The sequence below is a fragment of the Pseudomonas sp. RA_35y_Pfl2_P32 genome, from assembly GCF_963970735.1.
Lineage (GTDB): Bacteria > Pseudomonadota > Gammaproteobacteria > Pseudomonadales > Pseudomonadaceae > Aquipseudomonas.
The window spans coordinates 193,384-218,323 of record NZ_CAXAQF010000006.1; the positions used below are offsets into that span (position 1 = coordinate 193,384).

The 24,940-nt window shown below is 62.7% G+C and carries 24 protein-coding genes and 2 pseudogenes; 5 read left to right on the plus strand and 21 right to left on the minus strand.

The features are described 5' to 3' along the window. The first annotated feature begins 156 nt into the window (after window positions 1-156). Together AACY45_RS08090 and AACY45_RS08095 are read left to right on the plus strand one after the other, a co-directional pair. Window positions 157-1,116: an amino acid ABC transporter permease gene (locus AACY45_RS08090; protein WP_339544957.1), complete on the plus strand. Its 960-nt coding sequence runs from the start codon at window positions 157-159 to the stop codon at window positions 1,114-1,116. Beyond that, a complete protein-coding gene (locus AACY45_RS08095; RefSeq protein ID WP_339544958.1) occupies window positions 1,109-1,843 on the plus strand; it encodes an amino acid ABC transporter ATP-binding protein in 735 nt (244 codons plus the stop codon). Before AACY45_RS08090 ends, AACY45_RS08095 begins: the two co-directional genes overlap by 8 nt. A 96-nt stretch (window positions 1,844-1,939) precedes the next feature. Here AACY45_RS08095 and AACY45_RS29255 read toward each other — a convergent pair whose 3' ends face one another. From AACY45_RS29255 to ubiE, 11 genes and pseudogenes are all read right to left on the minus strand, one after another. Further along, on the minus strand, window positions 1,940-2,803 hold the full coding sequence (locus AACY45_RS29255; RefSeq protein ID WP_445261172.1) for a methyl-accepting chemotaxis protein: 864 nt from the start codon (window positions 2,801-2,803) through the stop codon (window positions 1,940-1,942). Beyond that, window positions 2,795-3,856, minus strand: a pseudogene (locus tag AACY45_RS29260) (methyl-accepting chemotaxis protein); the annotation flags it as partial. The pseudogene AACY45_RS29260 and the gene AACY45_RS29255, both read right to left, overlap by 9 nt. Window positions 3,857-3,941: 85 nt before the next feature. Beyond that, window positions 3,942-4,649, minus strand: a complete 708-nt coding sequence (locus tag AACY45_RS08105) for a 16S rRNA (uracil(1498)-N(3))-methyltransferase (protein ID WP_339544960.1) — start codon at window positions 4,647-4,649, stop codon at window positions 3,942-3,944. After that, the gene (tatC, locus tag AACY45_RS08110; protein ID WP_095167298.1) at window positions 4,646-5,440 is read right to left on the minus strand and encodes a twin-arginine translocase subunit TatC; all 795 of its coding nucleotides are present in this window, start codon (window positions 5,438-5,440) and stop codon (window positions 4,646-4,648) included. The genes AACY45_RS08105 and tatC overlap by 4 nt, the downstream gene beginning before the upstream one ends. After that, window positions 5,437-5,865 carry a Sec-independent protein translocase protein TatB gene (gene tatB, locus AACY45_RS08115; protein ID WP_339544961.1) on the minus strand — a complete coding sequence of 143 codons (429 nt, stop codon included), beginning with the start codon at window positions 5,863-5,865 and terminating at the stop codon, window positions 5,437-5,439. Before tatB ends, tatC begins: the two co-directional genes overlap by 4 nt. Window positions 5,866-5,875: 10 nt before the next feature. Further along, a complete protein-coding gene (locus tag AACY45_RS08120) occupies window positions 5,876-6,154 on the minus strand; it encodes a twin-arginine translocase TatA/TatE family subunit (RefSeq protein ID WP_095167295.1) in 279 nt (92 codons plus the stop codon). A 25-nt stretch (window positions 6,155-6,179) separates the two neighbouring features. Continuing rightward, window positions 6,180-6,512, minus strand: a complete 333-nt coding sequence (locus AACY45_RS08125) for a phosphoribosyl-ATP diphosphatase (RefSeq protein WP_339544962.1) — start codon at window positions 6,510-6,512, stop codon at window positions 6,180-6,182. Further along, entirely contained in the window at window positions 6,505-6,906 is a 402-nt protein-coding gene (gene hisI, locus AACY45_RS08130) for a phosphoribosyl-AMP cyclohydrolase (RefSeq protein WP_339544963.1), read from the minus strand. Before hisI ends, AACY45_RS08125 begins: the two co-directional genes overlap by 8 nt. An 81-nt stretch (window positions 6,907-6,987) precedes the next feature. After that, on the minus strand, window positions 6,988-8,592 hold the full coding sequence (gene ubiB / locus AACY45_RS08135) for a ubiquinone biosynthesis regulatory protein kinase UbiB (RefSeq protein ID WP_339544964.1): 1,605 nt from the start codon (window positions 8,590-8,592) through the stop codon (window positions 6,988-6,990). Next, window positions 8,589-9,212 carry a ubiquinone biosynthesis accessory factor UbiJ gene (locus AACY45_RS08140; RefSeq protein WP_339544965.1) on the minus strand — a complete coding sequence of 208 codons (624 nt, stop codon included), beginning with the start codon at window positions 9,210-9,212 and terminating at the stop codon, window positions 8,589-8,591. The genes ubiB and AACY45_RS08140 overlap by 4 nt, the downstream gene beginning before the upstream one ends. Beyond that, on the minus strand, window positions 9,212-9,982 hold the full coding sequence (ubiE, locus tag AACY45_RS08145) for a bifunctional demethylmenaquinone methyltransferase/2-methoxy-6-polyprenyl-1,4-benzoquinol methylase UbiE (RefSeq protein ID WP_027617408.1): 771 nt from the start codon (window positions 9,980-9,982) through the stop codon (window positions 9,212-9,214). Before ubiE ends, AACY45_RS08140 begins: the two co-directional genes overlap by 1 nt. 155 nt (window positions 9,983-10,137) lie before the next feature. Here ubiE and AACY45_RS08150 point away from each other — a divergent pair, with 155 nt between their 5' ends. From AACY45_RS08150 to AACY45_RS08160, 3 genes and pseudogenes are all read left to right on the plus strand, one after another. After that, entirely contained in the window at window positions 10,138-10,413 is a 276-nt protein-coding gene (locus AACY45_RS08150) for a polyhydroxyalkanoic acid system family protein (protein ID WP_339544966.1), read from the plus strand. Between the two features lie 193 nt (window positions 10,414-10,606). Beyond that, complete coding sequence (locus AACY45_RS08155; RefSeq protein ID WP_095167281.1) at window positions 10,607-11,029, plus strand: phasin family protein; 423 nt, start codon at window positions 10,607-10,609, stop codon at window positions 11,027-11,029. Window positions 11,030-11,039: 10 nt separating this feature from the next. After that, window positions 11,040-11,810 (plus strand): annotated as a pseudogene (locus tag AACY45_RS08160) (phasin family protein); the annotation flags it as partial. A gap of 102 nt (window positions 11,811-11,912) precedes the next feature. Here the strand turns inward: AACY45_RS08160 and AACY45_RS08165 are convergent. The 10 genes from AACY45_RS08165 to AACY45_RS08210 all read right to left on the minus strand — a co-directional run bounded on the left by AACY45_RS08165 (window position 11,913) and on the right by AACY45_RS08210 (window position 24,807). Next, window positions 11,913-12,533 carry a TetR/AcrR family transcriptional regulator gene (locus AACY45_RS08165; RefSeq protein ID WP_095167277.1) on the minus strand — a complete coding sequence of 207 codons (621 nt, stop codon included), beginning with the start codon at window positions 12,531-12,533 and terminating at the stop codon, window positions 11,913-11,915. Window positions 12,534-12,599: 66 nt separating this feature from the next. Continuing rightward, window positions 12,600-14,282 carry a class II poly(R)-hydroxyalkanoic acid synthase gene (gene phaC / locus AACY45_RS08170; protein WP_339544968.1) on the minus strand — a complete coding sequence of 561 codons (1,683 nt, stop codon included), beginning with the start codon at window positions 14,280-14,282 and terminating at the stop codon, window positions 12,600-12,602. A gap of 56 nt (window positions 14,283-14,338) precedes the next feature. Continuing rightward, complete coding sequence (gene phaZ / locus AACY45_RS08175; protein WP_339544969.1) at window positions 14,339-15,196, minus strand: poly(3-hydroxyalkanoate) depolymerase; 858 nt, start codon at window positions 15,194-15,196, stop codon at window positions 14,339-14,341. Between the two features lie 155 nt (window positions 15,197-15,351). Further along, window positions 15,352-17,031 carry a class II poly(R)-hydroxyalkanoic acid synthase gene (gene phaC, locus AACY45_RS08180; protein ID WP_339544970.1) on the minus strand — a complete coding sequence of 560 codons (1,680 nt, stop codon included), beginning with the start codon at window positions 17,029-17,031 and terminating at the stop codon, window positions 15,352-15,354. 259 nt (window positions 17,032-17,290) lie between these two features. After that, window positions 17,291-17,671, minus strand: coding sequence for a DUF971 domain-containing protein (locus AACY45_RS08185; RefSeq protein WP_339544971.1), 381 nt, complete (start codon window positions 17,669-17,671; stop codon window positions 17,291-17,293). Window positions 17,672-17,817: 146 nt separating this feature from the next. After that, window positions 17,818-19,155, minus strand: a complete 1,338-nt coding sequence (gene hslU, locus AACY45_RS08190; protein ID WP_339544972.1) for an ATP-dependent protease ATPase subunit HslU — start codon at window positions 19,153-19,155, stop codon at window positions 17,818-17,820. A gap of 53 nt (window positions 19,156-19,208) precedes the next feature. Then, window positions 19,209-19,739, minus strand: coding sequence for an ATP-dependent protease subunit HslV (gene hslV, locus AACY45_RS08195; RefSeq protein ID WP_093425160.1), 531 nt, complete (start codon window positions 19,737-19,739; stop codon window positions 19,209-19,211). Window positions 19,740-20,012: 273 nt separating this feature from the next. Further along, the gene (locus tag AACY45_RS08200; protein WP_166592071.1) at window positions 20,013-20,711 is read right to left on the minus strand and encodes an SPOR domain-containing protein; all 699 of its coding nucleotides are present in this window, start codon (window positions 20,709-20,711) and stop codon (window positions 20,013-20,015) included. Between the two features lies 1 nt (window position 20,712). Continuing rightward, a complete protein-coding gene (gene argS, locus AACY45_RS08205; RefSeq protein ID WP_339544973.1) occupies window positions 20,713-22,449 on the minus strand; it encodes an arginine--tRNA ligase in 1,737 nt (578 codons plus the stop codon). 138 nt (window positions 22,450-22,587) lie between these two features. Beyond that, window positions 22,588-24,807 carry a primosomal protein N' gene (locus tag AACY45_RS08210; protein WP_339544974.1) on the minus strand — a complete coding sequence of 740 codons (2,220 nt, stop codon included), beginning with the start codon at window positions 24,805-24,807 and terminating at the stop codon, window positions 22,588-22,590. Window positions 24,808-24,940: the final 133 nt, after the last annotated feature.

Below are 24,940 nucleotides of genomic sequence, written 5' to 3' on the forward strand. Positions count from 1 at the left end.
ACCGCTCGTCCAGACCGCGTCGTTCCATTCGCGGGCAAGCCCGCTCCCACATCAGAGCTGTGCAGTACACAACCTGTGTGCTTGAGCTAGATCCCTGTGGGAGCGGGCTCGCCCGCGAAGACGGCCTCCCAGGCAACACAAATCCCGGAATGTGCAATGAAACATAAAAAAGCCCAATGGCCCTGGCACGTCCTGACCGTGCTGGTGCTGGTCGGCATGGCCGGCGCGTTGTACTACGCCACCTCGCTGATGTCCTACGAATGGCGCTGGAACCGCGTGCCGCAGTACTTCGCCTATCACGCCGAAGACACCCAGCGTGCCGCCGACATTTCCACCGTCAGCGAACTGGTGCGCCAGGGCGACAAGGCCCAGGTGACCCTGCGCAACGACGCCGGCACCGAGCAAGTGCTGACGGTCGACGACAACAGCCTGCAAGTGGCCCGTGGCGACGATGTGGCCGAAGGCGATGTGATCGGTGTCACCCGGCATTGGGCCGCAGGACCGCTGCTGTGGGGCCTGTGGACCACCCTGTGGCTGTCGCTGGTCTCGGGTGTGCTTGGGCTGTTGATCGGCCTGGCGACCGGCCTGTGCCGGCTGTCGAACAACCCGACCCTGCGCGACCTGTCGATCGTCTACATCGAGTTGGTGCGCGGTACGCCGCTGCTGGTGCAGATCTTCATCTTCTACTTCTTCATCGGCACGGTGCTCAACCTGTCCCGCGAGTTCGCCGGGATTGCCGCGCTGTCGCTGTTCACCGGGGCCTACGTGGCCGAGATCATTCGCTCCGGGGTGCAGTCGATTGCCCGTGGGCAGAATGAAGCCGCGCGCTCCCTGGGCCTGAATGCCAGCCAGTCGATGCGCCATGTGGTCCTGCCGCAAGCCTTCAAGCGGGTGCTGCCGCCACTGGCCGGGCAATTCATTAGTCTGGTCAAGGACACTTCGCTGGTGTCGGTCATCGCCATCACCGAGCTGCTCAAGAGTGGCCGTGAAGTCATCACCACCTCGTTCTCGCCGTTCGAAATCCTGTTCTGCGTAGCCGGGCTGTACCTGTTGATCAACCTGCCGCTGTCGAAAATGGCCAGCCGGCTTGAGCGGAGGCTCGCGCAAAGTGATTGAAGTCCGCGATCTGATAAAAGTCTTCGACACCCGTGGCCAGGTGGTTCGCGCGGTGGACAACGTCACCACCCAGGTGGCCAAGGGCGAGGTGCTGGTGGTCATCGGCCCGTCCGGTTCCGGCAAGTCGACCTTCCTGCGCTGCCTCAATGGCCTGGAAGCGTTCGATTCCGGCTCGGTGAGCATCGACGGCCTGCAACTGGCCGACCCGAAAACCGATGTGAATGCCTACCGGCGTGAAGTCGGCATGGTGTTCCAGCACTTCAACCTGTTCCCGCACATGACGGTGCTGGAGAACCTGTGCCTGGCACAGAAGGTGGTGCGCAAGCGCGCCAAGAAGGAGCGCGAGGCCAAGGCCATGGCGCTGCTGGAGAAGGTCGGCATTGCCCAGAAGGCCCACGAGTACCCCTCGCGCCTGTCCGGCGGCCAGCAACAACGGGTGGCGATTGCCCGGGCGCTGGCCATGGAGCCCAAGGTCATGCTGTTCGATGAGCCGACCTCGGCCCTCGATCCGGAAATGGTCGGCGAAGTGCTGGATGTGATGAAGACCCTGGCGGTGGAAGGCATGACCATGGTTTGCGTCACCCACGAAATGGGCTTTGCCCGGGAAGTGGCGGACCGGGTGCTGTTCTTCGATCACGGCAAGCTGCTGGAAGATGCCTCGCCCGCCGAGTTCTTCGAGGCACCGAAGGATCCGCGGGCCCAGGCGTTCTTGCGCCAGGTCCTGTGATCTAAAGCAGCGCGGGCCAGCCTTGATCCTGTAGGAGCAAGGCTGGCCCGTGACTGCATCACCTCGGCCGGTGTGAACCGAGGAATCCCTACCGTCTTAAACCCTGAATTTACCCACCAGCATCTGCAGGTGGGTACCCAACCGTGCCAGCTCGACGCTGGAGGCCGCGGTCTCTTCGCTGGCGGCCGAGGTCTGCTCGGACACATCGCGCACATTGAGCACGCTGCGGTTGATCTCTTCGGCCACCGCGCTCTGTTGTTCAGCGGCGGCGGCGATCTGCTGGTTCATCGCCTGGATCGCCGAGACGGTGCGGGTGATGTTGTTCAGTGAGCCACCGGCGCGGCGCGTCAGCTCGACACTGCTGTCGGTGAGGCTACGGCTGTTGTCCATGATGCTGGCGACCTGCTGGGTGCCGCTTTGCAGGCCAACGATCAGTTCTTCGATCTCTTCCGTGGACTTCTGCGTACGCTGTGCCAGGCTGCGCACTTCGTCGGCGACCACGGCAAAACCACGCCCGGCTTCACCGGCCCGTGCGGCCTCGATGGCGGCGTTGAGGGCCAGCAGGTTGGTTTGCTGGGCCACGGACTTGATCACGTCCAGCACGCTGCCGATCTTGTCGCTCTCGTGCTTGAGGTGACCCATGGCCTCGGTGGAGTGCCCGACTTCAATGGCCAGGCGCTCGATCTGGGCGATGGCCTCACCGACCACCTTGTCGCCTTCACGGGCTTGCTGGTCGGCCGCGACGGCGGCTTCGGAGGCCTCTTCGGCGTTTCGCGCGACTTCCTGTACGGTAGCGGCCATTTCGTTCATGGCGGTGGCCACCTGGTCGGTCTCGACCTTCTGGCTGTTGACCCCGGCGCTGGTCTGTTCGGTGACTGCGGACAGCTCTTCGGCGGCGCTGGCGATTTGCGTGACGCCATCGCTGATCCCGCCAATCAACTCGCGCAGGCTGACGATCATGCTCTGGATCGCGCGCTGCAGTTGGCCCAGTTCGTCGCGGCGCTGGGAGATCAGGTTGTGGGTCAGGTCGCCGGCGGCCACCCGCTCAGCGGCCTTGAGGGCCTGGTTCAGCGGGAGGATGATCTGCCGGGTGATGGCCCAGGCAGCGATCAGGCCGAGCACCAGGGCCAACACCGTGGTCAGCAACAGGGTGCTCTTGGCCTGGGCGGCGTCGGTGTCGCGGACGACCGTCTGCGACAGCGTGAGTTTTTTGCTCAGTGCCAGCAGTACGTCGCCTTGGTGGGCCATGTCCTTGAGTGCGGCGGCGCTGGCCACCTGGGCATCGCGGTACTGGCTGACTGCTGCGCGGTAGCCGAGCAGCGAGTCGCTGGCCTGCTGCAGGTTGCCGACGTGTTGCTCGGGCAGTTGCGCGGGCAGGGCCTTGAGGTAGTTGAGGGCGTCGTCGATGGCGGCCAGGGCCGGTTGCTCGGCCTCGGCCTTGCCGCTGTAGGTGTAGCCGCGGACCTGGAAGCGCGCCTGCTGGAGCAGTTTGCCGAGGTCGACGACGCTGTTGAACTGCGCCACGTTATCGCCTTGCAGCAGGGCTTTCTCCACCTCGTTGACGCGGGCCACGGCAGCGTCGGCGGTTGCTCCCAGCTTGGCGCGGGCGGCTTCACGATTGGCGGTGGCCTGGGTCATGCCGGCAAACGCATGTCGGTACTCGCGGGCGGCTTCCACTTGCTGCTTGAGCATGGCCGCGTCGGCGGGCTGTTCGATCATCGTCAGGGCGCTCTGCAGGCCCTGGTCGAGTCGGTTCAACACCTCGTTCACCGCCGCCGGGCCCTGCTCGCCGTGGCGCATGTCATAGTCCAGGCGGGCAATGCGCAGGTCTTTGGTCATTTCGTTGAGGCTGGAGATGAACCCGAGTTTGTCGCCCCGGCTGATGATGCTGCTCATGCCCGACCAGCCGTTGACGGTGATCAGCAGGGTCAGGAGCAAGACCAGGCCGAAGCCGATGCCCAGCTTGCGATTGACGCTCACATTGCCAAGGTTCTCGGCTAACCATCGGTGCATGCTGCAGACTCCCCATTGATTCGAATTGTGGAGAGTCTATCGGCCGACGAGAGAGAATCTGTAGGTGCTCCTGCGACCCTGGGGGTCAGAACAAGCGGGCGAGCAGTGCGGTGACCGCGGTTTCAACCCGCAGGATGCGCTCGCCGAGTTGCACCGGTTGCAGCCCGGCCTTGCCCAGCAGGTCGATTTCGTAGGGGATCCAGCCGCCTTCCGGGCCGATGGCCAGGGTCACGGGCTCCGCCAGCCCGCGGGGGCAGGGCGGGTGGTTGCCAGGGTGGCCGACCAGCCCGAGGGTGCCCTCGACGATGGCTGGTAGGCGGTCTTCGACAAAGGGCTTGAAGCGTTTTTCGATGACGATCTCCGGCAGCACGCTGTCGCGGGCCTGTTCCAGCCCGAGGATCAGTTGTTCGCGAATCGCCTCGGGCTCGAGGAAGGGAGTCTGCCAGAAGCTCTTTTCGACCCGGTAGCTGTTGACCAGCACCACCTTGGGTACGCCCATGGTGGCCACGGTCTGGAACACTCGGCGCAGCATCTTCGGCCGAGGCAGGGCGAGGATCAGGGTCAGGGGCAGCTTGGCCGGCGGTGGCTGGTCGAGGCTGACCCGCAACTCGGCTTCGCCGGGCTCCAGGCGCAGCACGTGGGCCGCGCCCATCAGCCCACCGATGCGTCCGACCCGCAGGCTGTCGCCGACCGCGACACGGTGCACTTCCTGCATGTGGGTCAGGCGCCGATCGCGCAGCACGACCCGGTCGGGCGCAATGAAATCGGCCTCTTCGAGGAGCAGCAGGTTCACGGCTGAGTCGCTGGCGGCTGGTCGTTGTGATCGTCCGCCGGCTGGTCGTCCGGGTGCTCGCCGCGCTTGCTGATCAGGCTGCCGAACAGGATGCCGATCTCGAACAGCATCCACATCGGCACGGCCAGCAGGGTCTGGGAGAAGATGTCTGGCGGGGTGAGGATCATGCCCACCACGAAGCATCCGATGATCACGTACGGGCGGATCTTCCTCAGGTACTTGACGTCGACCACGCCGATCCACACCAGCAGGACCACGGCCACCGGGATCTCGAACGCCACGCCAAAGGCGAAGAACAGCGTCATGACGAAATCCAGGTAACTGGTGATGTCAGTCATCATCTCTACGCCGGCCGGGGTGGCGGCGGCGAAGAACTTGAAGATCAGCGGGAACACCAGGAAGTAGGCGAACGCCATGCCGGCATAAAACAGCACGATGCTCGACACCAGCAACGGCACGGCAATGCGCTTCTCGTGCTTGTACAGCCCTGGTGCGATGAAGCCCCAGATCTGATGCAGGATCACCGGGATCGCCAGGAACAGCGAGACCATCATGGTCAGCTTCAACGGCGTCAGGAAGGGCGACGAGACGTCGGTGGCGATCATCGTCGCACCGGCTGGCAAGTAGGCCCGCAGTGGCGTCGAGACGAAGGTGTAGATCTGCTGGGTAAAGGCAAACAGCCCGGCAAAGATCAGGAAGATCGCCGCGACACAGCGCAGCAGGCGGGTGCGCAGCTCGGTGAGGTGCGAGACCAGCGGCATGTGTTGGTCGTTCTCTGGAATATCGCTCATGGGGCTCGCGGCGCCGGTGTTGGGTCGTGGGGAGCAGGCGCAGCGGTGGCCGTCGGCTCGGTGGCAGGTGCGCTGACGGTGGCCGGTGCTGGCTCGACTGCAACGGTGCTCGCCGCAGGGGCCGGTGTGACCGGTGTGACCGGTGTGATCGGCGTATCAGCTGGCGTCGGCTGCTGCTGGAGCGGATTGAGGATTTTGCGGGCCTCCTGCTCCAGCGACAGAATGTGCTCGTTGTGCAGTTGCCGACGGATTTCGTCGGCGCCGATTTCACGCTCAACTTCCTGTTTGATCGCGTTGAAGCTGCGCTTCAGGCGCCCGACCCACAGGCCGGCCGTGCGCGCAGCGCCCGGCAGACGCTCGGGGCCCAGCACCAGCAGGGCAACGAGGCCGACAAGCAGCAGTTCAGTGAAGCTGATACCAAACATTAGTCTGTGCTCACGAGTCTTTGCGGGTCGGCTCTTCGACTTTCTGGGCCTGCACGTCGATGGTGTGCGGCTCGTTCAGGGTCGATGCCTGTGGCTGCACCGGCGGCGCAGGCTGTGCGGTCGGTGGAACCACCGGTTCGGCCGGCTTTTCGTCGTCGTTCATGGCCTTGCGAAAGCCCTTGATCGACTCGCCGACGTCGGTGCCGAGGTTTTTCAGTTTTTTGGTACCGAACACCAGCACTACCACCACCAGGATGACGACCCAATGTTTCCAGTCAAAAATGCCCATCTTGCTGCTCCTCTCTAATCGTTATTCAGTTGGATGGACGCGAGGCTTTCTCGACGTGCCCGGACAGGCCGAAGCGGCGGTCCAGTTCATCGAGTACCGCCTGCGGATGCTGCCCTAACTGGGCCAGCATGACCATGCTATGGAACCACAGGTCGGCGGTTTCGTAGATGACATCGCTGCAATCTCCGCTGACGGCGGCGTCTTTGGCGGCGATGATGGTCTCGACCGACTCCTCGCCGACTTTCTCCAGGATCTTGTTCAGGCCCTTGTGGTAAAGACTGGCGACATAGGAACTGTCGGCGGCGGCGCCTTTACGTTCTTCCAGCACCTGGGCCAGGCGGGTCAGGGTGTCACTCATGGCTGTGTCCTGCGCAGTAAATGGCGTGCGGGTCCTTGAGCACCGGGTCGACGGTTTTCCAGTCGCCGTTTTCAAAGACGCGGTAGAAACAGCTCTGGCGCCCGGTATGACAGGCGATGTCGCCGATCTGCTCGACCATCAGGATGATCACGTCGGCGTCGCAGTCCAGGCGCATCTCATGCAGGGTTTGCACGTGCCCGGACTCTTCGCCCTTGCGCCATAGCTTGCCACGCGAGCGTGACCAGTAGATGGCGCGGTTCTCGGCAGCGCTCAGCGCCAGGGCTTCGCGGTTCATCCAGGCCATCATCAGTACGCGCCCGGTCTTGTGGTCCTGGGCGATCGCCGGCACCAGGCCGTCACTGTCCCATTTGATCTCGTCCAGCCAGTTTTTCATCTTCGACTCCGACAGCCGGGCCCAGCATCTGCGCTGGGCCTGGGCGATTTGAAACAGTGTGCCAGCCGACAACCCGGCTGGCTATCGGCGAACGACCAGATACAAACCCACCGCGAGCATAATTGCGCCCGGCCAGTGACCCAGTTCGTTCAGCGGACCACCGGCCAGCAGGGTCGCACCGCCGGCCAGGTGCGCAGCGCCGAGCAGGCGCAGGAACCAGTCGTCCGAGCGCCGATGCCAGGCCACGGGCGGGTTGGCGGCGTGGGGTTGGGTCATGCGTTCGAGCAGGTCGCGGGTCATGTTGGCCAGGTGCGGCAGTTGCTCGACCTGGTTGTGCAGGTTGCCCAGCAGGGTTTTCGGGCTGACGCGCTCGCGCATCCAGCGTTCGAGGAACGGCTGGGCGGTGTTCCACAGGTCCAGGTCCGGGTACAGCTGGCGACCCAGGCCTTCGATGTTGAGCAGGGTCTTTTGCAGCAGGACCAACTGCGGCTGGACTTCCATGTTGAAGCGCCGGGCCGTCTGGAACAGGCGCATCAGTACCTGGCCGAAGGAAATATCTTTTAACGGTTTTTCGAAGATCGGTTCGCATACCGTGCGGATCGCCGCTTCGAATTCGTTGAGTTTGGTTTCCGCCGGCACCCAGCCCGAATCGATGTGCAATTGGGCGACACGCCGGTAGTCGCGCTTGAAGAAGGCGAACAGGTTGCGCGCCAGGTAGTCCTGGTCTTCCGGGGTCAGGCTGCCGACGATGCCGCAGTCGATGGCAATGTACTGCGGGCTCCACGGGTTGACCGTGCTGACGAAGATGTTGCCCGGGTGCATGTCGGCGTGGAAGAAACTGTCACGGAACACCTGGGTGAAGAAGATCTCCACGCCGCGCTCGGCGAGCATTTTCATGTCGGTGCGCTGGTCGGCCAGGGTCTCCAGGTCGGTGACCTGGATCCCGTAGATACGCTCCATCACCAGCACTTTTGGCCGGCACCAGTCCCAGTAGACCTGGGGCACGTACAGCAGGGGCGAGCCGTCGAAGTTGCGCTTGAGCTGGCTGGCGTTGGCCGCTTCACGCAGCAGGTCGAGCTCGTCGTAGATGGTTTTTTCGTAGTCCTGGACCACGTCCACCGGGTGCAGCAGGCGCGCATCGGCGGAGAGTTTTTCCGCGGTGCGGGCGAGGATGAACAGCCAGGCCAGGTCCTGCGCGATGATCGGCTTGAGGCCTGGGCGAATGACCTTGACTACCACCTCTTCGCCGCTTTTCAGTTGTGCGGCGTGCACCTGGGCCACCGAGGCCGAGGCCAGGGGCTCGATGTCGAAGCGGCTGAACACCTCGCTGATCTTCTTCCCCAGTTGCTCTTCGATCAGCTTGACGGCCAGTTGCGAGTCAAAGGGCGGTACGCGGTCCTGCAGCAGCATCAGCTCATCGGCGATGTCCTCGGGCAGCAGGTCGCGCCGGGTGGACAGGATCTGCCCGAACTTGATGAAGATCGGCCCCAGGTCCTGCAAGGCCAGGCGCAGGCGCGCGCCCCGGCTCAGTTCCAGGGTCTTGCGCGGGAACCAGCGCCACGGCAGGGCATACCGCAGTGCCAGGAGAAACCAGGGCAATGGCAGGGCGAACAGCAGGTCATCGAGGCGGTAGCGGATCACGACGCGCTGGATGCGCAACAAACGGCGGACGGCGAGCAGCTTCATGCGTTATCGCTTGAGTCGAGGGATCGGGAAAGACGCTCCAAGCGCGCCTCAAGACGTTCCAGATTGAGTTTGATCTGGTCCAGTTCACTGAACCGCGCTTCGGCTTCGCGTTGCCCGACCAGAGTACGCGACTCTTCGGCGAGGTATTCGGCCAGGTTCTGGTTCAGGCTGGTGAAACCCTGTTGATACCAGCGCGCGCGACTGCGCAGGTGGCCGCCGAGCAGTTGCGTGGCCACCGGGCCCAGCCAGCGCGAGATTTCATACTCCCAGTCCAGCTCCAGGTCCTGCAGCACGCCCGCCAGCTCCAGCAGCACGCCGCTGTCGCCGTCCAGTTCGACTTGCGGGCTGTGCAACACCGCGGTCTTGTCCTTGCGGATGGCCAGCTTGAGCAGGCTGGCTGCCGGTGCGCGCAAGGTGCAGTCGGCTTCGGCTTCCCAATGGGACGCCAGCATCAGGCCTTCATCGCTGGGCAGGATGAACAGCTGCAACGCCGGGCTGCGGCACTCGACGGCAATCACCTTGCCGTTCAAATGGGCCAGGCGCGGCAGCGCCGTGCTGTCGAGCCGCAGTACCCGGTTCAGGCCGAGTTCGACGCTGGCGAGCAGGCCGGCGAGCAACATCAGGGCTTGATGCCGCGGTGCAGGGCGACGATGCCTGAGGTCATGTTGTGGTAGGTCACTCGGTCGAAACCGGCCTCGACCATCATCGACTTCAGGGTTTCCTGGTTCGGGTGCATGCGGATCGACTCGGCCAGGTAGCGATAGCTTTCCGGGTCATTGAGGATCAGCTTGCCGACCATCGGCATGAAGGCGAACGAGTAGGCGTCGTAGACCTTGGACATCAGGGCGTTGGTCGGCTTGGAGAACTCCAGCACCAGCAGGCGACCGCCGGGCTTGAGCACACGCAGCATCGAGCGCAGGGCGTCTTCCTTGTGGGTGACGTTGCGCAGGCCGAAGGCGATGGTCACGCAATCGAAGTGGTTGTCCGGGAACGGCAGCTTTTCCGCGTCGGCCTGGACGAACTCGATGTTGCCGGCCACGCCTTTGTCCAGCAGACGGTCTCGACCGACCTTGAGCATGGATTCATTGATGTCGGCCAGCACGACCTGGCCGGTCGGGCCGACCAGATGGGAGAACTTGGCGGCCAGGTCACCGGTACCACCGGCGATGTCCAGGACTCGATTGCCTGCGCGCACACCCGACAGTTCGATGGTGAAACGCTTCCACAGGCGGTGCATGCCGCCGGACAGCACGTCGTTCATCAAGTCGTACTTGGCGGCTACCGAGTGGAACACCTCAGCGACTTTTTCCGCTTTCTGGCTTTCCGGAACGTTTTTGAAGCCGAAGTGTGTGGTGGGTTCGGCATCGCTGCCTTTGCGCTGATCAGTCATATCGCCGTCACCAAAAGAGAATGCGCGACATTCTAATCCCCAGGGCCTGCTTTGTCTTGGCAAGGCTGAAGGTAAGATAGGCAACCGCCGGGACCTTTTGACGCAGTTGGGGTCAAGATGTCTTGAGCAAGTCCCGATCAATCAGGAGTCAATCAATGGCCCGTATTAGTGTTGAACGTGCCCACGGCCTGGGTAAGGAAGCGGCGCGCGAGAAGGCCGACAAACTGGCCGAGAAGCTGGCTGCGCAGTATGGCCTGGAGCCCAAGTGGTCGGGCGACACCCTCAATCTCAAGCGCTCGGGGGTCAAGGGCGCGGTGCATGTGGGCGAGGATTCGATCCGGGTCGATGTCGAGCTCGGCCTGCTGATGTCGGCGATGAGCGGGACGATCAAGGCGGAAATCGAAAAGGCCCTGGAAAAAGCCCTGGTCTGATTGTGCATGCAATCACTGTGGGGGCGGTCCATCCAATGTCGATGCGCCTCACATGCTGCCATCGCGAGCAGCCTCACTCCCACAGGATTGTGTCGGTTCTTAGGGTGCCGTTTCTAATTTTTCTCCCTACCGTGTGCCTGAGCCCGACTCTTTTGCGGGCAGTTCCTCAAACCTTCTGCGCGTGAGGTGCACCATGGCCAAAGTTACTTTGAAGAAAAAAACTGACGTTCAACCTGCCCCGGTGAATGAAGTGAAATCTTATGCCCGCAAGATCTGGCTGGCAGGCCTGGGTGCCTATGCCAAGGTCGGTCAGGAAGGCAGCGAGTACGTTCAAGAGTTGATCAAAGCTGGTCAATCTGTTGAAAAGAAAGGCAAAAAAGTTGTTACGGAACAACTTGAAGCGGCCAACACTCAGATTGATAACGTCAAGGGTGATGTCGTCAGTCTCAAGGACCGCGTTGAAGTGCAGCTCGATAAAGTCGAGAAGGCTTTTGATACGCGTGTCGCCAGTGCCTTGAATCGTGTCGGCATTGCGTCTAAACATGACGTTGAGACACTCTCTGCTAAGCTCGATGAGCTAACGGCATTGCTCGAACGTGTCGCGCGTAAACATTAAGGAGAACGGGATGGCTGGTAAAAAGAATACTGAAAAAGAAGGCAGCTCGTGGATCGGGAAGGTCGAAGACTACTCCCGCAAAATCTGGCTTGCTGGTTTAGGCGTGTACTCGAAGATCGACACTGACGGTAGCAAACTCTTCGATGCACTGGTCAAGGATGGCGAGAAGGCCGAGAAGCTCACCAAGAGCGCTGTCGGTAAAAAAGTCGACGCCGCCAAGGACACCGCTTCTTCGGCCAAGTCGCGCATCAGTGGGGTCAAGGATCGCGCGCTGGGCAAATGGGACGAGTTGGAAGGTGCTTTCGACAAGCGCCTGAACAGTGCCATTTCGCGCCTCGGTGTGCCGAGCCGCAACGAAGTGAAAGCCCTGCACAGCAAGGTCGATACCCTGACCAAGCAAATCGAAAAACTCACCGGCGCCAAGGTTGCCCCTGTCGCGGCCAAAACCGCAGCGGCCAAACCGGCAGCCGCCAAGCCACTGGCCAAGGCCGCCGCTAAACCGGCTGCCAAGCCTGCCGCCAAAACCGCAGCGGCCAAGCCTGCCGCTAAACCGGTTGCCGCCAAAGCCGCCAAACCTGCGGTGAAAACTGCAGCAGCGAAACCTGCCGCCAAGCCGGCGGCCGCGAAAAAGCCGGTCGCCAAGAAGCCCGCGGCCCCCAAAGCCGCCGCGCCGAAAGCACCAGTGGCCGCTGCCAAACCAGCCACTGCGCCTGCCGCGGTCAGCCCGGCGAACTCCGCCGCCGCACCAGCACCTGCCGCTACCCCGACTGCCACGCCAGCACCTTCGGCGCCAACCAGTCAGTCCTGATATTCCCGGGACAGATAAAAACGCCCGGCCTGCGAAGGTCGGGCGTTTTTGTTTGCGTCAATCGGCATTCGACCCTTACGCCTGGCCTTCGAGGTATTGCAGCGCCAGGCGCTCGGTGGCGAGCTTGGCCGGCGGCAGCAGGTGAGGGGCGACCAGCATCATGATCTGGTAGACCACCACCCGAACTTCACCCTCGCGATCGAGAATGCGTTGGTAGTCCAGGGAGAACAGCAGGGTCATGGTGATCTGTTCGACCAGTTGCCCCAGGGCCTGGGTGTCGCTGACCAGTTGGCCTTCGGCCTTGAGCCGGGCCAGCAGCGAGGCCAGGGTGCGCTTGATGGCATTGAGCAGGTTGCGGATGCCCTTGGCCAGTTTCGGCAGGCGTCCGGCCAGGTTCGACAGGTCCTGGAACAGGAAGCGGTAGTGCGCCAGGCGCTCGATAATCAGGTGCAGGAACAGCCAGTAATCTTCCGGTGCCAGCCGGGCGTCCGACGGCGGGTCGAGCAGCGGCGTCAGTTCGCTCTGGAAACGTTCGAACAACCCCAGGATCAACGGCTCCTTGCCGTGGAAGTGGTAGTAGAGGTTGCCGGGGCTGATCCCCATTTCGTTGGCAACTTCCATGGTCGAGACATTGGGTTCGCCCTTCTGGTTGAACAACAACAGGGCACATTCGAGAATCCGGTCGCGGGTTTTCATCCAGTCTTCTTAGTTGTCGAGCCTTGAGTGCCACGGCCTGTTTCCCGACCGTGGCGCCGAGAAAAATCAGCGCACCCGCACGTAGGTGCCGGGTGCCGCCTCCATGGGGGGGTAGTGCTGATTGCCCAGGGCCATCAGGGTTTCCCGTTGGGCGCCGGAGCGCTCCTGGATCCAGGCAAGCCACTGGGTCCACCAGCTGCCGTCGACATGGCTGGCGTCGTAATACCAGGCCCTTGGGTCGCTGGTCAGTTTTGCACTTTCGACGTAGTTGGCCTTGGGGTTGCCTGGTGGGTTGAGGATGCTCTGCACGTGACCGCTGTTGGACAGCACGAAGCGGCGGTTGCCGCCGAGCAGGAGCGTCGAGCGGTACACCGCATCCCATGGCGTGATGTGATCGTTGATCCCGGCCACGCTGAAGCTGTCGACGTTGACCTTCTGCAGGTCGATCGGCGTGCCGCACACCTCGAGGCCGCCCGGATGGGTCAGCGGGTTGTGCTTGAAGAAGTCCAGCAGGTCACCGTGAAAGGCGGCCGGCAGGCGGGTGTTGTCGTTGTTCCAGTAGAGGATGTCGAACGCCGGCGGCTCCTTGCCCAGCAGGTAGTTGTTGACCCAGTAGTTCCAGATCAGGTCGTTGGGGCGCATCCAGGCAAACACCTTGGCCATGTCGCGGCCTTCGAGCACACCCTGTTGGTAGGAGCGTCGCTTGGCCGCTTCCAGGGTCTGCTCGTCGGCAAACAGGGTGGCGGGGCTGTCCAGTTGACTGTCGAGCAGGCTGACCAGGTACGTGGCGCTGGAGATGCGCCGCAGCTGCCGCTTGGCTTGCAGGTGGCCCTGTAGCGCCGCGATGGTCAGGCCGCCGGCACAGGCACCCATCAGGTTGACCTCGCGGCTGCCGGTGATGGCCCGGCACACGTTCATGGCTTCTTCCACGGCCTCGACGTAGCTGGACAGGCCCCATTCGCGGTGGCGCACATCCGGGTTGCGCCAACTGATCATGAACACCTGCAGGCCGTTTTTCAGGGCGAACTGGACGAAGCTGTTGTTGGGGCTCAAGTCAAAGATGTAGTACTTGTTGATCTGCGGCGGCACCACCAGCAACGGCTTGGCGTACTGCTTTTCGCTCATGGGCTTGTATTGCATCAGTTCCAGCAGGTCATTGCGAAACACCACCGCGCCAGAGGTGGTGGCAACGGTCTTGCCGACCTCGAAGGCGTGCTTGGTGATCTGGCTGGGTAACCCGTTGTTGTGCATCAGGTCATCGAACAGATGGCTCAGGCCGCGGACCAGGCTGTGGCCGCCGGAGTTGAACAGTTCCTTGATCGCCAATGGGTTGAGCAGGGTGTTGGAGGGCGACACCGCATCGTTGAGCAGGGTAAAGGCAAAGTGTGCGCGGGCGCGATCGTCGTCGGGCATGCCGCTTTCGTCGATCCAGCGTTTGACCTGTTTTTGCCAGCTCAGGTAGGCCTGCAGGCTGCGTCGGTAAAACGGATTGAGGGTCCAGCTGGGGTCGGCAAAACGAGTGTCGGCGGCATTGGGTTGGTGCAGGGTCTCGCCCAGCAGCACGCGGCCCAATTGCCCGCCCAGCGCCAGTGCGTGCCGGGCGCTATGGACCGGATGGCGCAAGCCGTGCGCCGCGACGTTGCGCAAGGTCGAGAGCAGATCCCGGCCGCGCAGACCGGTGATCGCACTCTGGGCGTTGATGAATGCAGCGGCTGTGGGCAAGGTGCCCGGCGCTGGTTTGTCTCGCATGAGTCAACACTCCTTCGTCAAGCCGTGAACAAGTCCCTCATTCCCGCCAGCGCACCTCACGTGCCGCCATAGGGCGCCGGGTGCGGGTGCATCACCGCCCGCTGCCGTTCTTCCTGGAGAAACTTCATGATGATCGGGGCGACGGCCTCGGCCCGGGTGATCAGGAATAAATGACCGTCGTCGATTATGTGTAGCTGGGCATTGGGAATACGCCAGGCGAGCAGGCGCATATTGACCAGCGGGATGAGCGGGTCGTCGTCGCCGGCCAGCACCAGGGTTGGCTGGCGAATCTTGTGCAGCCAGTGGATGCTGGTCCAGCCCAGGCCTGCGAAGAGCTGCCAGTAGTACCCCAGTTTGCCGGCCGAGCGGACTTTGCTGGCGTGATCGGCGGCCAGGTTCGGATCACGGCGGAACGAGCCACCGTAGATCATCGGCGCAATGCGAATCACATGGGACGGCTGGATATAGCGCCTGGGGCTGGCCATCATCCACAGCACTTTAGGTTTGCCCGGCACCATCACCGCGCCGGCCGCCGTGGCCGCCAACACCAGCTTCTTGCAGCGCTCGGGGTAGTCATGGGCGAACTGCTGCGCCAGGGCGCCGCCCCAGGACACACCGATCACATTGACCTGGCCGTAGTCGAGGTAGTCGAGCATTCGAGCGGTCAACTTGGCCAGCCCGGGAAAACGATACGGACGGCGCGGCGTCGATGAGCCACCGACACCAGGCACGTCGAAAGCAATCACTTCCAGGTCCGGGTCCAGAGCCTGGATGAACGGAAACACCAGCTCCAGGTTGGCGCCGATGCCGTTGAAAATCAGCAGGGGCGTCAAGTGAGGCTTGCCGGGGCGTACCGCGGTGCGGAGGGTCTGGCCATCCAGGTCGACGGTACGAAAGATGAACGGTTGCGGCATGCTTCTAGCCCTGTGGGTCACGTTCTCAAATTCATCCTCGGCACTCTGTGGGAGCGGGCTGGCCCGCGATAGCGGTGGATCCGTCAGCACATTGGCTGAGGCGGCTGCCGTCATCGCGGGCAAGCCCGCTCCTACAGTGGGGCGAGGTGTTTCAGTTATCGTTCGTGTACGTAGGTCCCTGGTGCTGCTTCACCCGCGGCAAAGGTCTTGTTGCCGAGCGCGGTCGGGGCTTTTTTCAGTTTGCCCGCGCGCTCGGCCTGCCAGGCCTGCCAGTGCAGCCACCAGGAGTCGGTGTGCTTGGTGGAGTTTTCTTGCCACTGATCCGCGGTCGACGTCGTCTCGGTGCTGGTCATGTAGCGCGATTTCGGGTTGCCCGGCGGGTTCAGGATGCTCTGGATATGGCCGCTGCTGGACAGCACGAACTCGACCTTGCCACCAAACAGCTGGGCCGACTTGTAGCAGGACTTCCACGGGGTGATGTGGTCGTTGGTGCCGGCCAGGGAATAGACATCGGCCGTGACCTGCTTGAGGTCGATGGGCGTGCCGCACACTTCCAGTGCATTGGGGCGGATCAGTGGGTTGCTTTTGAACATTTCGATCAGGTCGCCGTGGAACGCGGCCGGCAGGCGGGTGGTGTCGTTGTTCCAGAACAGAATGTCGAAGATCGGCGGCTCGTTGCCCAGCAGGTAGTTGTTGACCCAGTAGTTCCAGATCAGGTCGTTGGGGCGCATCCAGGCGAAGACTTTCGCCATGTCCCGGCCCTCAAGCACGCCGGCCTGGTAGGAGTGGCGCTTGGCGGACTCCAGGGTCTGCTCGTCGACGAATAGGGCCACCTGGGAGTCGAGGGTGGTGTCCAGGACGCTGACCAGCAGGGTCAGGGCATTGACCTTCTTCTCGCCGATCGCCGCGTAGTGGCCGAGCAGGGCGGTGCAGGTGATGCCGCCGGAGCAGGCACCCAGCATGTTGATGTCTTTGCTTCCGGTGATCGCGGTGACCACGTCGACCGCTTCCTTGAGCGCCTCGATGTAGGTCGACAGGCCCCATTCGCGCTGCGCCTTGGTCGGGTTGCGCCAGCTGACGATGAAGGTCTGCAGGTTGTTGCGCAGGCAGAAGCGCGCCAGGCTTTTTTCCGGGCTCAGGTCGAATACGTAGAATTTGTTGATCTGTGGCGGTACTACCAGCAGCGGGCGCTCGTGCACCTGCTCGGTGATGGGTCGGTACTGGATCAGCTCCAGCACGTCGTTGCGGAAAATCACCGCACCTTCGGTGGTGCCCAGGCTCTTGCCGACTTCGAAGGCGCCCATGTTGACCTGGCTCGGCATGCCGCCGTTGTGTACCAGGTCCTTGGCCAGGTGGGAGAGGCCGTCAAGCAGGCTCTTGCCACCCGTCTCGAAGAAGCGTTTGACGGCAGCGGGGTTGGCCGCGCTGTTGGTCGGGGCCATGGCTTCGGTCATCAGGTTGATCACGAAGTGCCCGCGGTTGATGTCCTGCTCCGACAGGTTGCTGTCGCCGATCCAGTCGTGGAGTTCCTTGCGCCAGGCCAGATAGGTTTGCAGGTAACGTTTGTAGAGCGGGTTCTGGCTCCAGGCGGGATCGTTGAAGCGACGGTCATCGCCTTCGGGTTGCAACTCGGATTTGCCGAACATCACATTCTTGAGCTCGAGGCCGAAATGGGCCACGTGCTTGACGCTGTGAATGGGTTGTTTGATGGCCTGGGTCAGCACCATACGGGCAGAGGTAAGCAGATCTTTGCGGCGTAAGCCGATGACAGGATTGAGCCCCAAGGTGTTTTCCGAGGCTTGGCGTTTCAGGTCATCGTTATTCTTGTTACTCATCTACGACGCTCCATTGTCCTGAGACGAGTACCTGAGTCTTGCCGTGTAGTCACACAGCCAATGCCAGGTACTACTGCTCGGTTGACCGTTAATTGCACATCGCTGACTTTTTACATCAGGGAGCGCTGCACAGAACTTGCCAGCTCCATTGGTTACCCGAGTTTAATTTTTTTCGCAAGCGGGCCAATGGAGAGTCCTGGGCGGGAGCATTCAAGCAGATGAAATTAGAAAATGCCTTCTAATGAGCGTAAGCCCCGGCCTAGAGCATCAGCTTGACTACGGACTCACTGGGATCGCGGGATTTTCCGGCGGCTTTGAGCTCACCAAGATAATCCGTCCAGAGGTCATCCTGGCGCTGTGCCAACTGGTAGAGGTAGTCCCAGGTGAAGAGGCCGCTGTCGTGGCCGTCGTCGAAGGTCAGCTTCAGTGCGTATTGGCCGGCCGGTTCGACCTTACTCAGGCCTACGCCGATCTTGCCAAATTGCAGGATGGGTTTGCCGTGGCCCTGGACCTCGGCGGAGGGGGAGTGCACCCGAAGGAATTCGGCACTCAGTTGATACTCCTCGCCGGACGCGTATTTGAGCGACAGGGTTTTCGAGGCTTTGTGCAGTTTGATGTCGGTGGGAAGTGGGGTGGTCATGGGGCTGCTCGTCCGTCATTGCGAGGGCCCTTGTGGGAGCGAGCCTGCTCGCGATGGCGGCGTACCATTCAACGTCAAGGTTGAACGTTATGGCCTCATCGCGAGCAGGCTCGCTCCCACAGGTCCTCTATCACAGTAGAAGTGACCTACAGGATATAACGGGACAGGTCTTCGTTCTGCGCCAATTCACCGAGGTGGCTGTTGACGTAGTCGGCGTCGATGCGGATCGGCTGGTCGTTGTGGGCGCTGGCCAGGTCGCCGGCACTGAACGATACCTCTTCGAGCAGGCGCTCAAGCAGGGTGTGCAGGCGACGGGCACCGATGTTCTCGGTCTTCTCGTTGACCTGCCAGGCGATCTCGGCCAGGCGCTTGATGCCGTCCGGCTGGAACTCGATGGCCAGGCCTTCGGTTTTCAGCAGGGCGCAATACTGCTCGGTCAGGGATGCATGCGGCTCGCTGAGGATGCGCTCGAAATCTTCCGGCGACAGGGCCTTGAGTTCAACGCGGATTGGCAGGCGGCCTTGCAGTTCAGGCACCAGGTCGCTCGGCTTGCTCAGGTGGAACGCACCCGAGGCAATGAACAGGATGTGGTCGGTCTTGACCATGCCCAGCTTGGTGTTGACCGTGCAACCCTCGATCAGCGGCAGCAAGTCGCGCTGTACGCCTTCGCGGGACACGTCGACGCCACCGGCATTGCCGCGCTTGGCGACCTTGTCGATTTCGTCGATGAACACGATGCCGTGCTGCTCGACCGCTTCCAGGGCCTTGGCCTTGAGTTCCTCGTCATTGACCAGGCGACCGGCTTCCTCGTCGCGGACCAGCTTGAGCGCTTCCTTGACCTTGAGCTTGCGGTTCTTGCGCTTGCCCTTGCCCATGTTGGCGAACAGGCTCTGCAACTGGTTGGTCATTTCTTCCATGCCCGGTGGCGCGGAGATATCGACGCCCGACGCTTCGGCGACTTCGATTTCGATCTCTTTGTCATCCAACTGGCCTTCGCGCAGGCGCTTGCGGAACAGCTGGCGGGTGTTGGAGTCCTGGACCGGGGCTTCTTCGTTGTTGAAGCCGGTGCGCGCCGGTGGCAGCAGGGCATCGAGGATGCGCTCTTCGGCGGCGTCTTCGGCGCGGTGACGGACCTTGATCATTTCCTGTTCGCGCAGCAGCTTGATGGCGGCATCGGCCAGATCACGAATGATCGACTCGACGTCGCGGCCAACGTAGCCGACTTCGGTGAACTTGGTCGCTTCGACCTTGATGAACGGCGCGTTGGCGAGCTTGGCCAGGCGACGGGCGATTTCGGTTTTACCGACACCGGTCGGGCCGATCATCAGGATGTTCTTGGGGGTGACTTCGACGCGCAGCTCTTCGGGCAGTTGCATCCGGCGCCAGCGGTTACGCAGGGCGATGGCGACGGCGCGCTTGGCGTCGTCCTGGCCGATGATATGGCGGTTGAGTTCGTGGACGATTTCACGGGGAGTCATGGACATAATAATTGGCGGACCTCAGGCAAGAGTCAGCGGTGGCGCGCAGCCACACACGCTTACTCGGCGCAGTCCTGCTCCTCAATGGTCTGGGTGTGGTTGGTGAAGACACAGATGTCGCCGGCGATGCCGAGGGCGGTTTCGACGATTTCCCGGGCCGACAGGTCGGTTTTTTTCAGCAGGGCACTGGCCGCCGCCTGGGCATAACCACCGCCCGAACCCATGGCGATCAGGCCGTTCTCGGGTTCAACCACATCGCCGTTGCCGGTGATGATCAGTGAGGCGTCTTTGTTGGCCACCGCGAGCATTGCTTCAAGGCGGCTCAGGGAACGGTCGGTACGCCATTCTTTGGCGAGTTCGACCGCGGCACGGACCAAGTGGCCCTGATGTTTTTCCAGTTGGCCTTCAAAACGTTCGAAGAGGGTAAAGGCGTCGGCGGTGGCGCCAGCGAAACCGGCGATGACCTGGCCGTGGTACAGGCGACGAACTTTTTTCGCGTTGCCTTTCATCACGGTGTTGCCCAGGGAAACCTGGCCGTCGCCGCCCATGACGACTTTGCCGTGGCGGCGAACTGAAACGATGGTGGTCAAGGGAAGAGTCTCCACGCAGCGGGGCGAAAATGCCTTATGCAACCTCATATGGGGGTGGTGGCGCATTTTTCAACTGCGGGGTGGAAGAGGGGACGGGTGGTGCGAGCCAGATGAGGGGGGTGGTGTTTATCAGGATGCGATCGCGAGCAAGCGGAGCGCCGCCCGGCCCGCTCCCACAGGATATACGCTAACCCTGTGGGAGCGGGCTTGGTCCGGGCGGCGCTCCGACGATGAACGAGGAAGCGGTGGCCCTGCTCAGCTACCTTTGGAGGATCAGCGACTCTGGCGTTGTTGTAACAACAGGTTGCTGAAGCCGCTGCCCGCCAGTTGTTTCTGGGCGGTGGTCAGTTGTTCGCGGTTGCTGAACGGGCCGACCAGCACCCGGTACCAGGTTTCGTCCTTGACCGTGCCGGACTCGACCGAAACCGCCTGGCCGAGCAGGATGATCTGCGCACGGACCTTGTCGGCGTCGGCTTCCTTGCGGAACGAACCGGCCTGCAGGAAGAACTTGGTCACCGGGGCCGCTTTGGCCACCGGTGGCGCAGGCGGCGGGGTCAGGCCGCTCAGGGCTGCCTGGGCACGCGCGGTGTCGATCTTCGCCGCTTCTGCCGGCGTAACCGGTGCCACAGGCGCGGTCTGCGGTGTTGGCAGGGTTTTTTCAGGCACGGCATCCGGCGGTACAATCACTTCCGATTCCGGCAGCAAGGTGTAGAAGTCGTACTTCGGCTTCACCGGTTGCTGTGGGCTCGGCGGGGTCTTGTTGGCCTCGGCCATGCGCGTGGCTTTCTGTTCTTCCTGCTTGACCCGCTTGACGTCATCGCCCTTGCCTGGCTCCAGCTTCATCAGGAACACGATGAAGGCGCCCACGGTCAGGCCGATGGCCATCCATAGCCAGCCCGGAATCGGCTGTTTTGCAGGAGCTTGGTAACGGCTGGCGCCACGCTTGGGTGCAGGTTTTTTCTTGGCAGCCAACTTACATACGCTCCAGAGTTTCCAGGCCCAAGAGTTCCAGGCCTTGCTTGAGGGTGCGACCGGTCAGCGCGGCGAGGCGCAAGCGGCTCTGCATCTGTGCCGGGGTTTCGGCGCTGAGGATCGGGCAGTTCTCGTAGAAGCTGGAGAACAGCCCGGCAACGTCGTACAGGTAGGTGCAAAGAATGTGCGGGGTGCCTTTCTCGGCCACGTTGTTCAGCACTTCGCCGAACTGCGCCAGCTTGGCCGCCAGTTCGTGTTCGTGCGCGGCCTCAAGCACGATCTGGCCTTCGACTTCGCTGAAATCCTTGCCCAGTTTGCGGAATACGCCGGCCACACGGGTGTAGGCGTACAGCAGGTAGGGGGCGGTGTTGCCCTCGAAGTTGAGCATCAGGTCGAAGTTGAAGCTGTAGTCGCTGGTGCGGTGTTTCGACAGGTCGGCGTACTTCACCGCGCCAATGCCCACCACCCTGGCGATGTTGCGCAGGTCGGCTTCGGCCAGTTCCGGGTTCTTTTCCTTGACCAGCGTGTAGGCGCGGTCTTTGGCTTCGTTGAGCAGGTCGATCAGCTTCACGGTGCCGCCATCACGGGTCTTGAACGGACGGCCGTCAGCGCCGTTCATGGTGCCGAAGCCCATGTGTTCCATTTCCATCGGATGGGTCACGAAGCCCGCCATGCGTGCCACGGCGAATACTTGCTGGAAGTGCAGGGCCTGGCGCTGGTCGACGAAGTACAGGGCACGGTCAGCCTTGAGCACGCCGCTGCGATAGCGCACGGCGGCCAGGTCAGTGGTGGCGTACAGGTAGCCGCCATCGGCCTTGACGATGATCACCGGCAGCGGGTCGCCATCGGCATTCTTGAATTCGTCGAGGAACACGCACTGGGCGCCGTTACTCTCGACCAGCATGCCCTTGGCCTTGAGGTCGTTGACCACGTTGATCAGGTCGTCGTTGTAGGCGCTTTCGCCCATGACGTCGGCCATGGTCAGCTTGACGTTCAGTTGTTCGTAGATCTTCTGGCAGTGCGACAGCGAGATGTCCTTGAACTTGGTCCACAGGGCCAGGCATTCCGGGTCGCCGGCTTGCAGCTTGACCACCAGGCCACGGGCGCGGTCGGCGAACGCTTCGGACTCGTCGAAGCGTTGCTTGGCGGCGCGGTAGAAGTTCTCCAGGTCCGACAGTTCGTCGCTGGTGATGGGGTTTTCCTGCAGGTAGGCCATCAGCATGCCGAACTGGGTGCCCCAGTCACCCACGTGGTTCTGGCGGATCACGGTGTCGCCGAGGAACTCCAGCACGCGAGCCACGCCGTCGCCGATGATGGTCGAGCGCAAGTGGCCGACGTGCATCTCTTTCGCCAGGTTCGGAGCCGACAGGTCAACCACGGTGCGCTGCACGGGACCGGCCTTGCGCACGCCCACCTGAGCGTCGGCCAGGGCTGCGTCCAGGCGCGATGCCAGGGCCTGAGTGTTCTGGAAGAAATTGAGGAAACCCGGGCCGGCGATTTCTGCCTTGGTGACGTTTTCGTCGGCCGGCAGGGCGGCGATGATTTTTTCCGCCAGGTCACGGGGCTTCATGCCGGCCGGCTTGGCCAGCATCATTGCGATGTTGCTGGCGAAGTCGCCGTGAGTCTTGTCACGGGAGTTCTCCACCTGAATCGCCGGCGTCAGGCCTTCAGGCAACACACCGTCGGTAACGAGTTGGGTGAGGGCTTGCTGGATCAACTGGCGAATGGTGTCTTTCATGGTCTTCTCTTTCAACCGCAAAGCGGCGGCGCGTCAATGCGCAGGTGGAAAAACTGGACATTATCCGTTGCGAAGTCGGGCTTGCCAACCTTAGCAGGCCGGTTACGGATATGTGGTGAAAAATCGGCGATCTTGCGCTCAATACAAGTCGACAGGGTCAACATCCAGCGACCAGCGCACCGCACGTGCGCTGGGCATCTGCTCCAGCACCAGCAGCCAGTTGCTTAACAGCCGATGCAGGGGTGCCCGTGCCGTGGCTTGCAGCAGCAGTTGCGCGCGATAGCGTCCGGCGCGGCGCTCCATCGGCGCGGGCACCGGGCCCAGCAGCTCGATGCCGCTGAGGTTCTGTTCGGCCAGCAAGCGCTCTGCCTCGCTGCATGCCTCGTCGAGGAAGCCTTCGGCCTGCCCGGGCTTGTGGGCTTCGGCACGCAGCAATGCCAGGTGGGCAAAAGGCGGCAGGCCCGCAGCGCGGCGTTCGCTCAGGGCCTGTTCGGCAAAGGCGAAGTAGCCCTGCTCGGTCAGTTGCACCAGCAGCGGGTGGTCCGCCAGGTGGGTCTGGATAATCACCTTGCCCGGCTCTTCGGCGCGCCCGGCGCGACCGGCCACCTGGACGATCAACTGGGCCATGCGCTCGCTGGCGCGGAAGTCGCCGGAAAACAGGCCGCCGTCGGCATCGAGAATCGACACCAGGGTGACGCGGGGGAAGTGGTGTCCCTTGGCGAGCATCTGGGTGCCCACCAGAATGCACGGCTGGCCTTTCTGGATGGTGGTGAACAGCTGGTTCATCGCGTCCTTGCGCGATGTACTGTCGCGGTCGACCCGCAGCACCGGATAGTCGGGGAACAGGATGCCCAGGCGTTCCTCGGCGCGTTCGGTGCCGGCACCCACGGGACGCAAATCGACTTTGCCGCACTTGGGGCAATGCCGCGGGACGCGTTCGACACAACCGCAATGGTGGCAGCGCAACTCGCCCGAGCGTTGGTGCACGGTCATCCGCGCATCACAGCGCTGGCATTCGGACATCCAGCCACAGTCGTGGCACAGCAACGTCGGCGCAAACCCCCGCCGATTGAGGAACACCAGCACTTGCTGGCCGGCGGCGAGGGTCTGGCCAATGGCTTGTTGCATCGGCCCTGAAATACCGCTGTCCAGTGGCCGGCTTTTCACATCCAGGCGCAGGAATCGTGGCTGTTTTGCGCCGCCGGCGCGCTCGTTCAGGCGCAGCAGGCCGTAACGGCCGGTGTAGGCGTTGTGCAGGCTTTCCAGGGACGGCGTCGCGGAGCCAAGCACAATTGGGATATTTTCCTGGCGCGCCCGTACCAGTGCCAGGTCGCGGGCGTGGTAGCGCAAGCCTTCCTGCTGTTTATAGGAGCCGTCGTGCTCCTCATCAATGATGATCAGGCCGGGGTTCTTCATCGGTGTGAACAGGGCCGAGCGGGTGCCAATAATAATGTCGGCATCGCCGTCCCGGGCCGCCAGCCATGCCTCCAGGCGCTCGCGGTCGTTGACGGCCGAGTGCACCAGGGCGATGCGCGCATTAAACCGTTGCTCGAAGCGCGCCAGGGTCTGCGGCCCGAGGTTGATTTCCGGGATCAGCACCAGCGCCTGCTTGCCGGCCTCCAGGGTTTTGCGGATCAACTGCAAATACACTTCGGTCTTGCCGCTGCCCGTCACGCCGGCCAGGAGGAAAGCATGGAAACTGTCCAGGCCGGCGCTGATGGCTTCGTAGGCGGCGCGCTGCTCCGGATTCAAGGGCAGTTCCGGCTGGGCCAGCCAGTGTTCGTGACGCTCGCCGGGGGCATGCTTGCGGATTTCCACCTGCACCAGATCTTTGGCCAGCAGCAGGTCGAGGCTGTCCTTGCTCAGCATCAGCTTGCTCAATAACTGATGGGCCACGCCGTGGGGATGCTGGGCCAGGGTTGCCAGGGCTTCGCGCTGGCGCGGGGCGCGGGCGATACGCGGGTCGTCGAGCCTGGCGCCGGGGCTGATCGACCAGAAGCGTTCCTGGCGAGCCTCGGCCAGTTCGCCCTGGCGCAGCAGGACCGGCAAGGCCCAGCTCAAGGTGTCGCCGAGGCTGTGCTGGTAGTACTGGGAGGTCCACAGGCACAGCTTGAACAGTGACGCCGGCAGCGGTGGCGTGGCATCCAGCAGCGCCAGGGCCGGCTTGAGCTTTTCTGCCGGGACTTCGCTGTGGTCGGTGACTTCCACCAGGATGCCGATCATCTCGCGGCGGCCGAACGGTACCCGCAGGCGCATCCCCGGGTGCAACTGCGCCCGCAGCACGCCCGCCGGGGCGCGGTAGTCGAACAGGCGGCGCAAGGGCGAAGGCAGGGCGAGGCGCAGGATGGCGTCGGGCACGCGGGGGATTCTCTATAGGGCGGGCGGTGAAGAAGGGCCGGAGCCTAGCAGACGGTCGGCATCAGGGACAGCTTGCGTGATTTGGAAGGTCTGGTAGAATCCGCGGCCTAATTACGTGCGGTATTCAACAATG

What these genes read in the sequence shown, in the direction of transcription:
- phaZ (WP_339544969.1), bottom strand. Translation starts at nt 15,196, where the DNA reads ATGCCGCAACCGTTCATCTTTCGTACCGTCGACCTGGATGGCCAGACC.
- AACY45_RS08125 (WP_339544962.1), bottom strand. Translation starts at nt 6,512, where the DNA reads ATGAGTGACACCCTGACCCGCCTGGCCCAGGTGCTGGAAGAACGTAAA.
- hisI (WP_339544963.1), bottom strand. Translation starts at nt 6,906, where the DNA reads ATGAAAAACTGGCTGGACGAGATCAAATGGGACAGTGACGGCCTGGTG.
- ubiE (WP_027617408.1), bottom strand. Translation starts at nt 9,982, where the DNA reads ATGACTGATCAGCGCAAAGGCAGCGATGCCGAACCCACCACACACTTC.
- AACY45_RS08165 (WP_095167277.1), bottom strand. Translation starts at nt 12,533, where the DNA reads ATGAAAACCCGCGACCGGATTCTCGAATGTGCCCTGTTGTTGTTCAAC.
- AACY45_RS08185 (WP_339544971.1), bottom strand. Translation starts at nt 17,671, where the DNA reads ATGACCACCCCACTTCCCACCGACATCAAACTGCACAAAGCCTCGAAA.
- AACY45_RS08155 (WP_095167281.1), top strand. Translation starts at nt 10,607, where the DNA reads ATGGCCAAAGTTACTTTGAAGAAAAAAACTGACGTTCAACCTGCCCCG.
- tatC (WP_095167298.1), bottom strand. Translation starts at nt 5,440, where the DNA reads ATGAGCGATATTCCAGAGAACGACCAACACATGCCGCTGGTCTCGCAC.
- AACY45_RS08120 (WP_095167295.1), bottom strand. Translation starts at nt 6,154, where the DNA reads ATGGGCATTTTTGACTGGAAACATTGGGTCGTCATCCTGGTGGTGGTA.
- phaC (WP_339544970.1), bottom strand. Translation starts at nt 17,031, where the DNA reads ATGAGTAACAAGAATAACGATGACCTGAAACGCCAAGCCTCGGAAAAC.
- hslU (WP_339544972.1), bottom strand. Translation starts at nt 19,155, where the DNA reads ATGTCCATGACTCCCCGTGAAATCGTCCACGAACTCAACCGCCATATC.
- ubiB (WP_339544964.1), bottom strand. Translation starts at nt 8,592, where the DNA reads ATGAAGCTGCTCGCCGTCCGCCGTTTGTTGCGCATCCAGCGCGTCGTG.
- phaC (WP_339544968.1), bottom strand. Translation starts at nt 14,282, where the DNA reads ATGCGAGACAAACCAGCGCCGGGCACCTTGCCCACAGCCGCTGCATTC.
- tatB (WP_339544961.1), bottom strand. Translation starts at nt 5,865, where the DNA reads ATGTTTGGTATCAGCTTCACTGAACTGCTGCTTGTCGGCCTCGTTGCC.
- argS (WP_339544973.1), bottom strand. Translation starts at nt 22,449, where the DNA reads ATGAAAGACACCATTCGCCAGTTGATCCAGCAAGCCCTCACCCAACTC.
- AACY45_RS08140 (WP_339544965.1), bottom strand. Translation starts at nt 9,212, where the DNA reads ATGTTGCTCGCCGGCCTGCTCGCCAGCGTCGAACTCGGCCTGAACCGG.
- AACY45_RS29255 (WP_445261172.1), bottom strand. Translation starts at nt 2,803, where the DNA reads ATGATCGTCAGCCTGCGCGAGTTGATTGGCGGGATCAGCGATGGCGTC.
- AACY45_RS08090 (WP_339544957.1), top strand. Translation starts at nt 157, where the DNA reads ATGAAACATAAAAAAGCCCAATGGCCCTGGCACGTCCTGACCGTGCTG.
- AACY45_RS08150 (WP_339544966.1), top strand. Translation starts at nt 10,138, where the DNA reads ATGGCCCGTATTAGTGTTGAACGTGCCCACGGCCTGGGTAAGGAAGCG.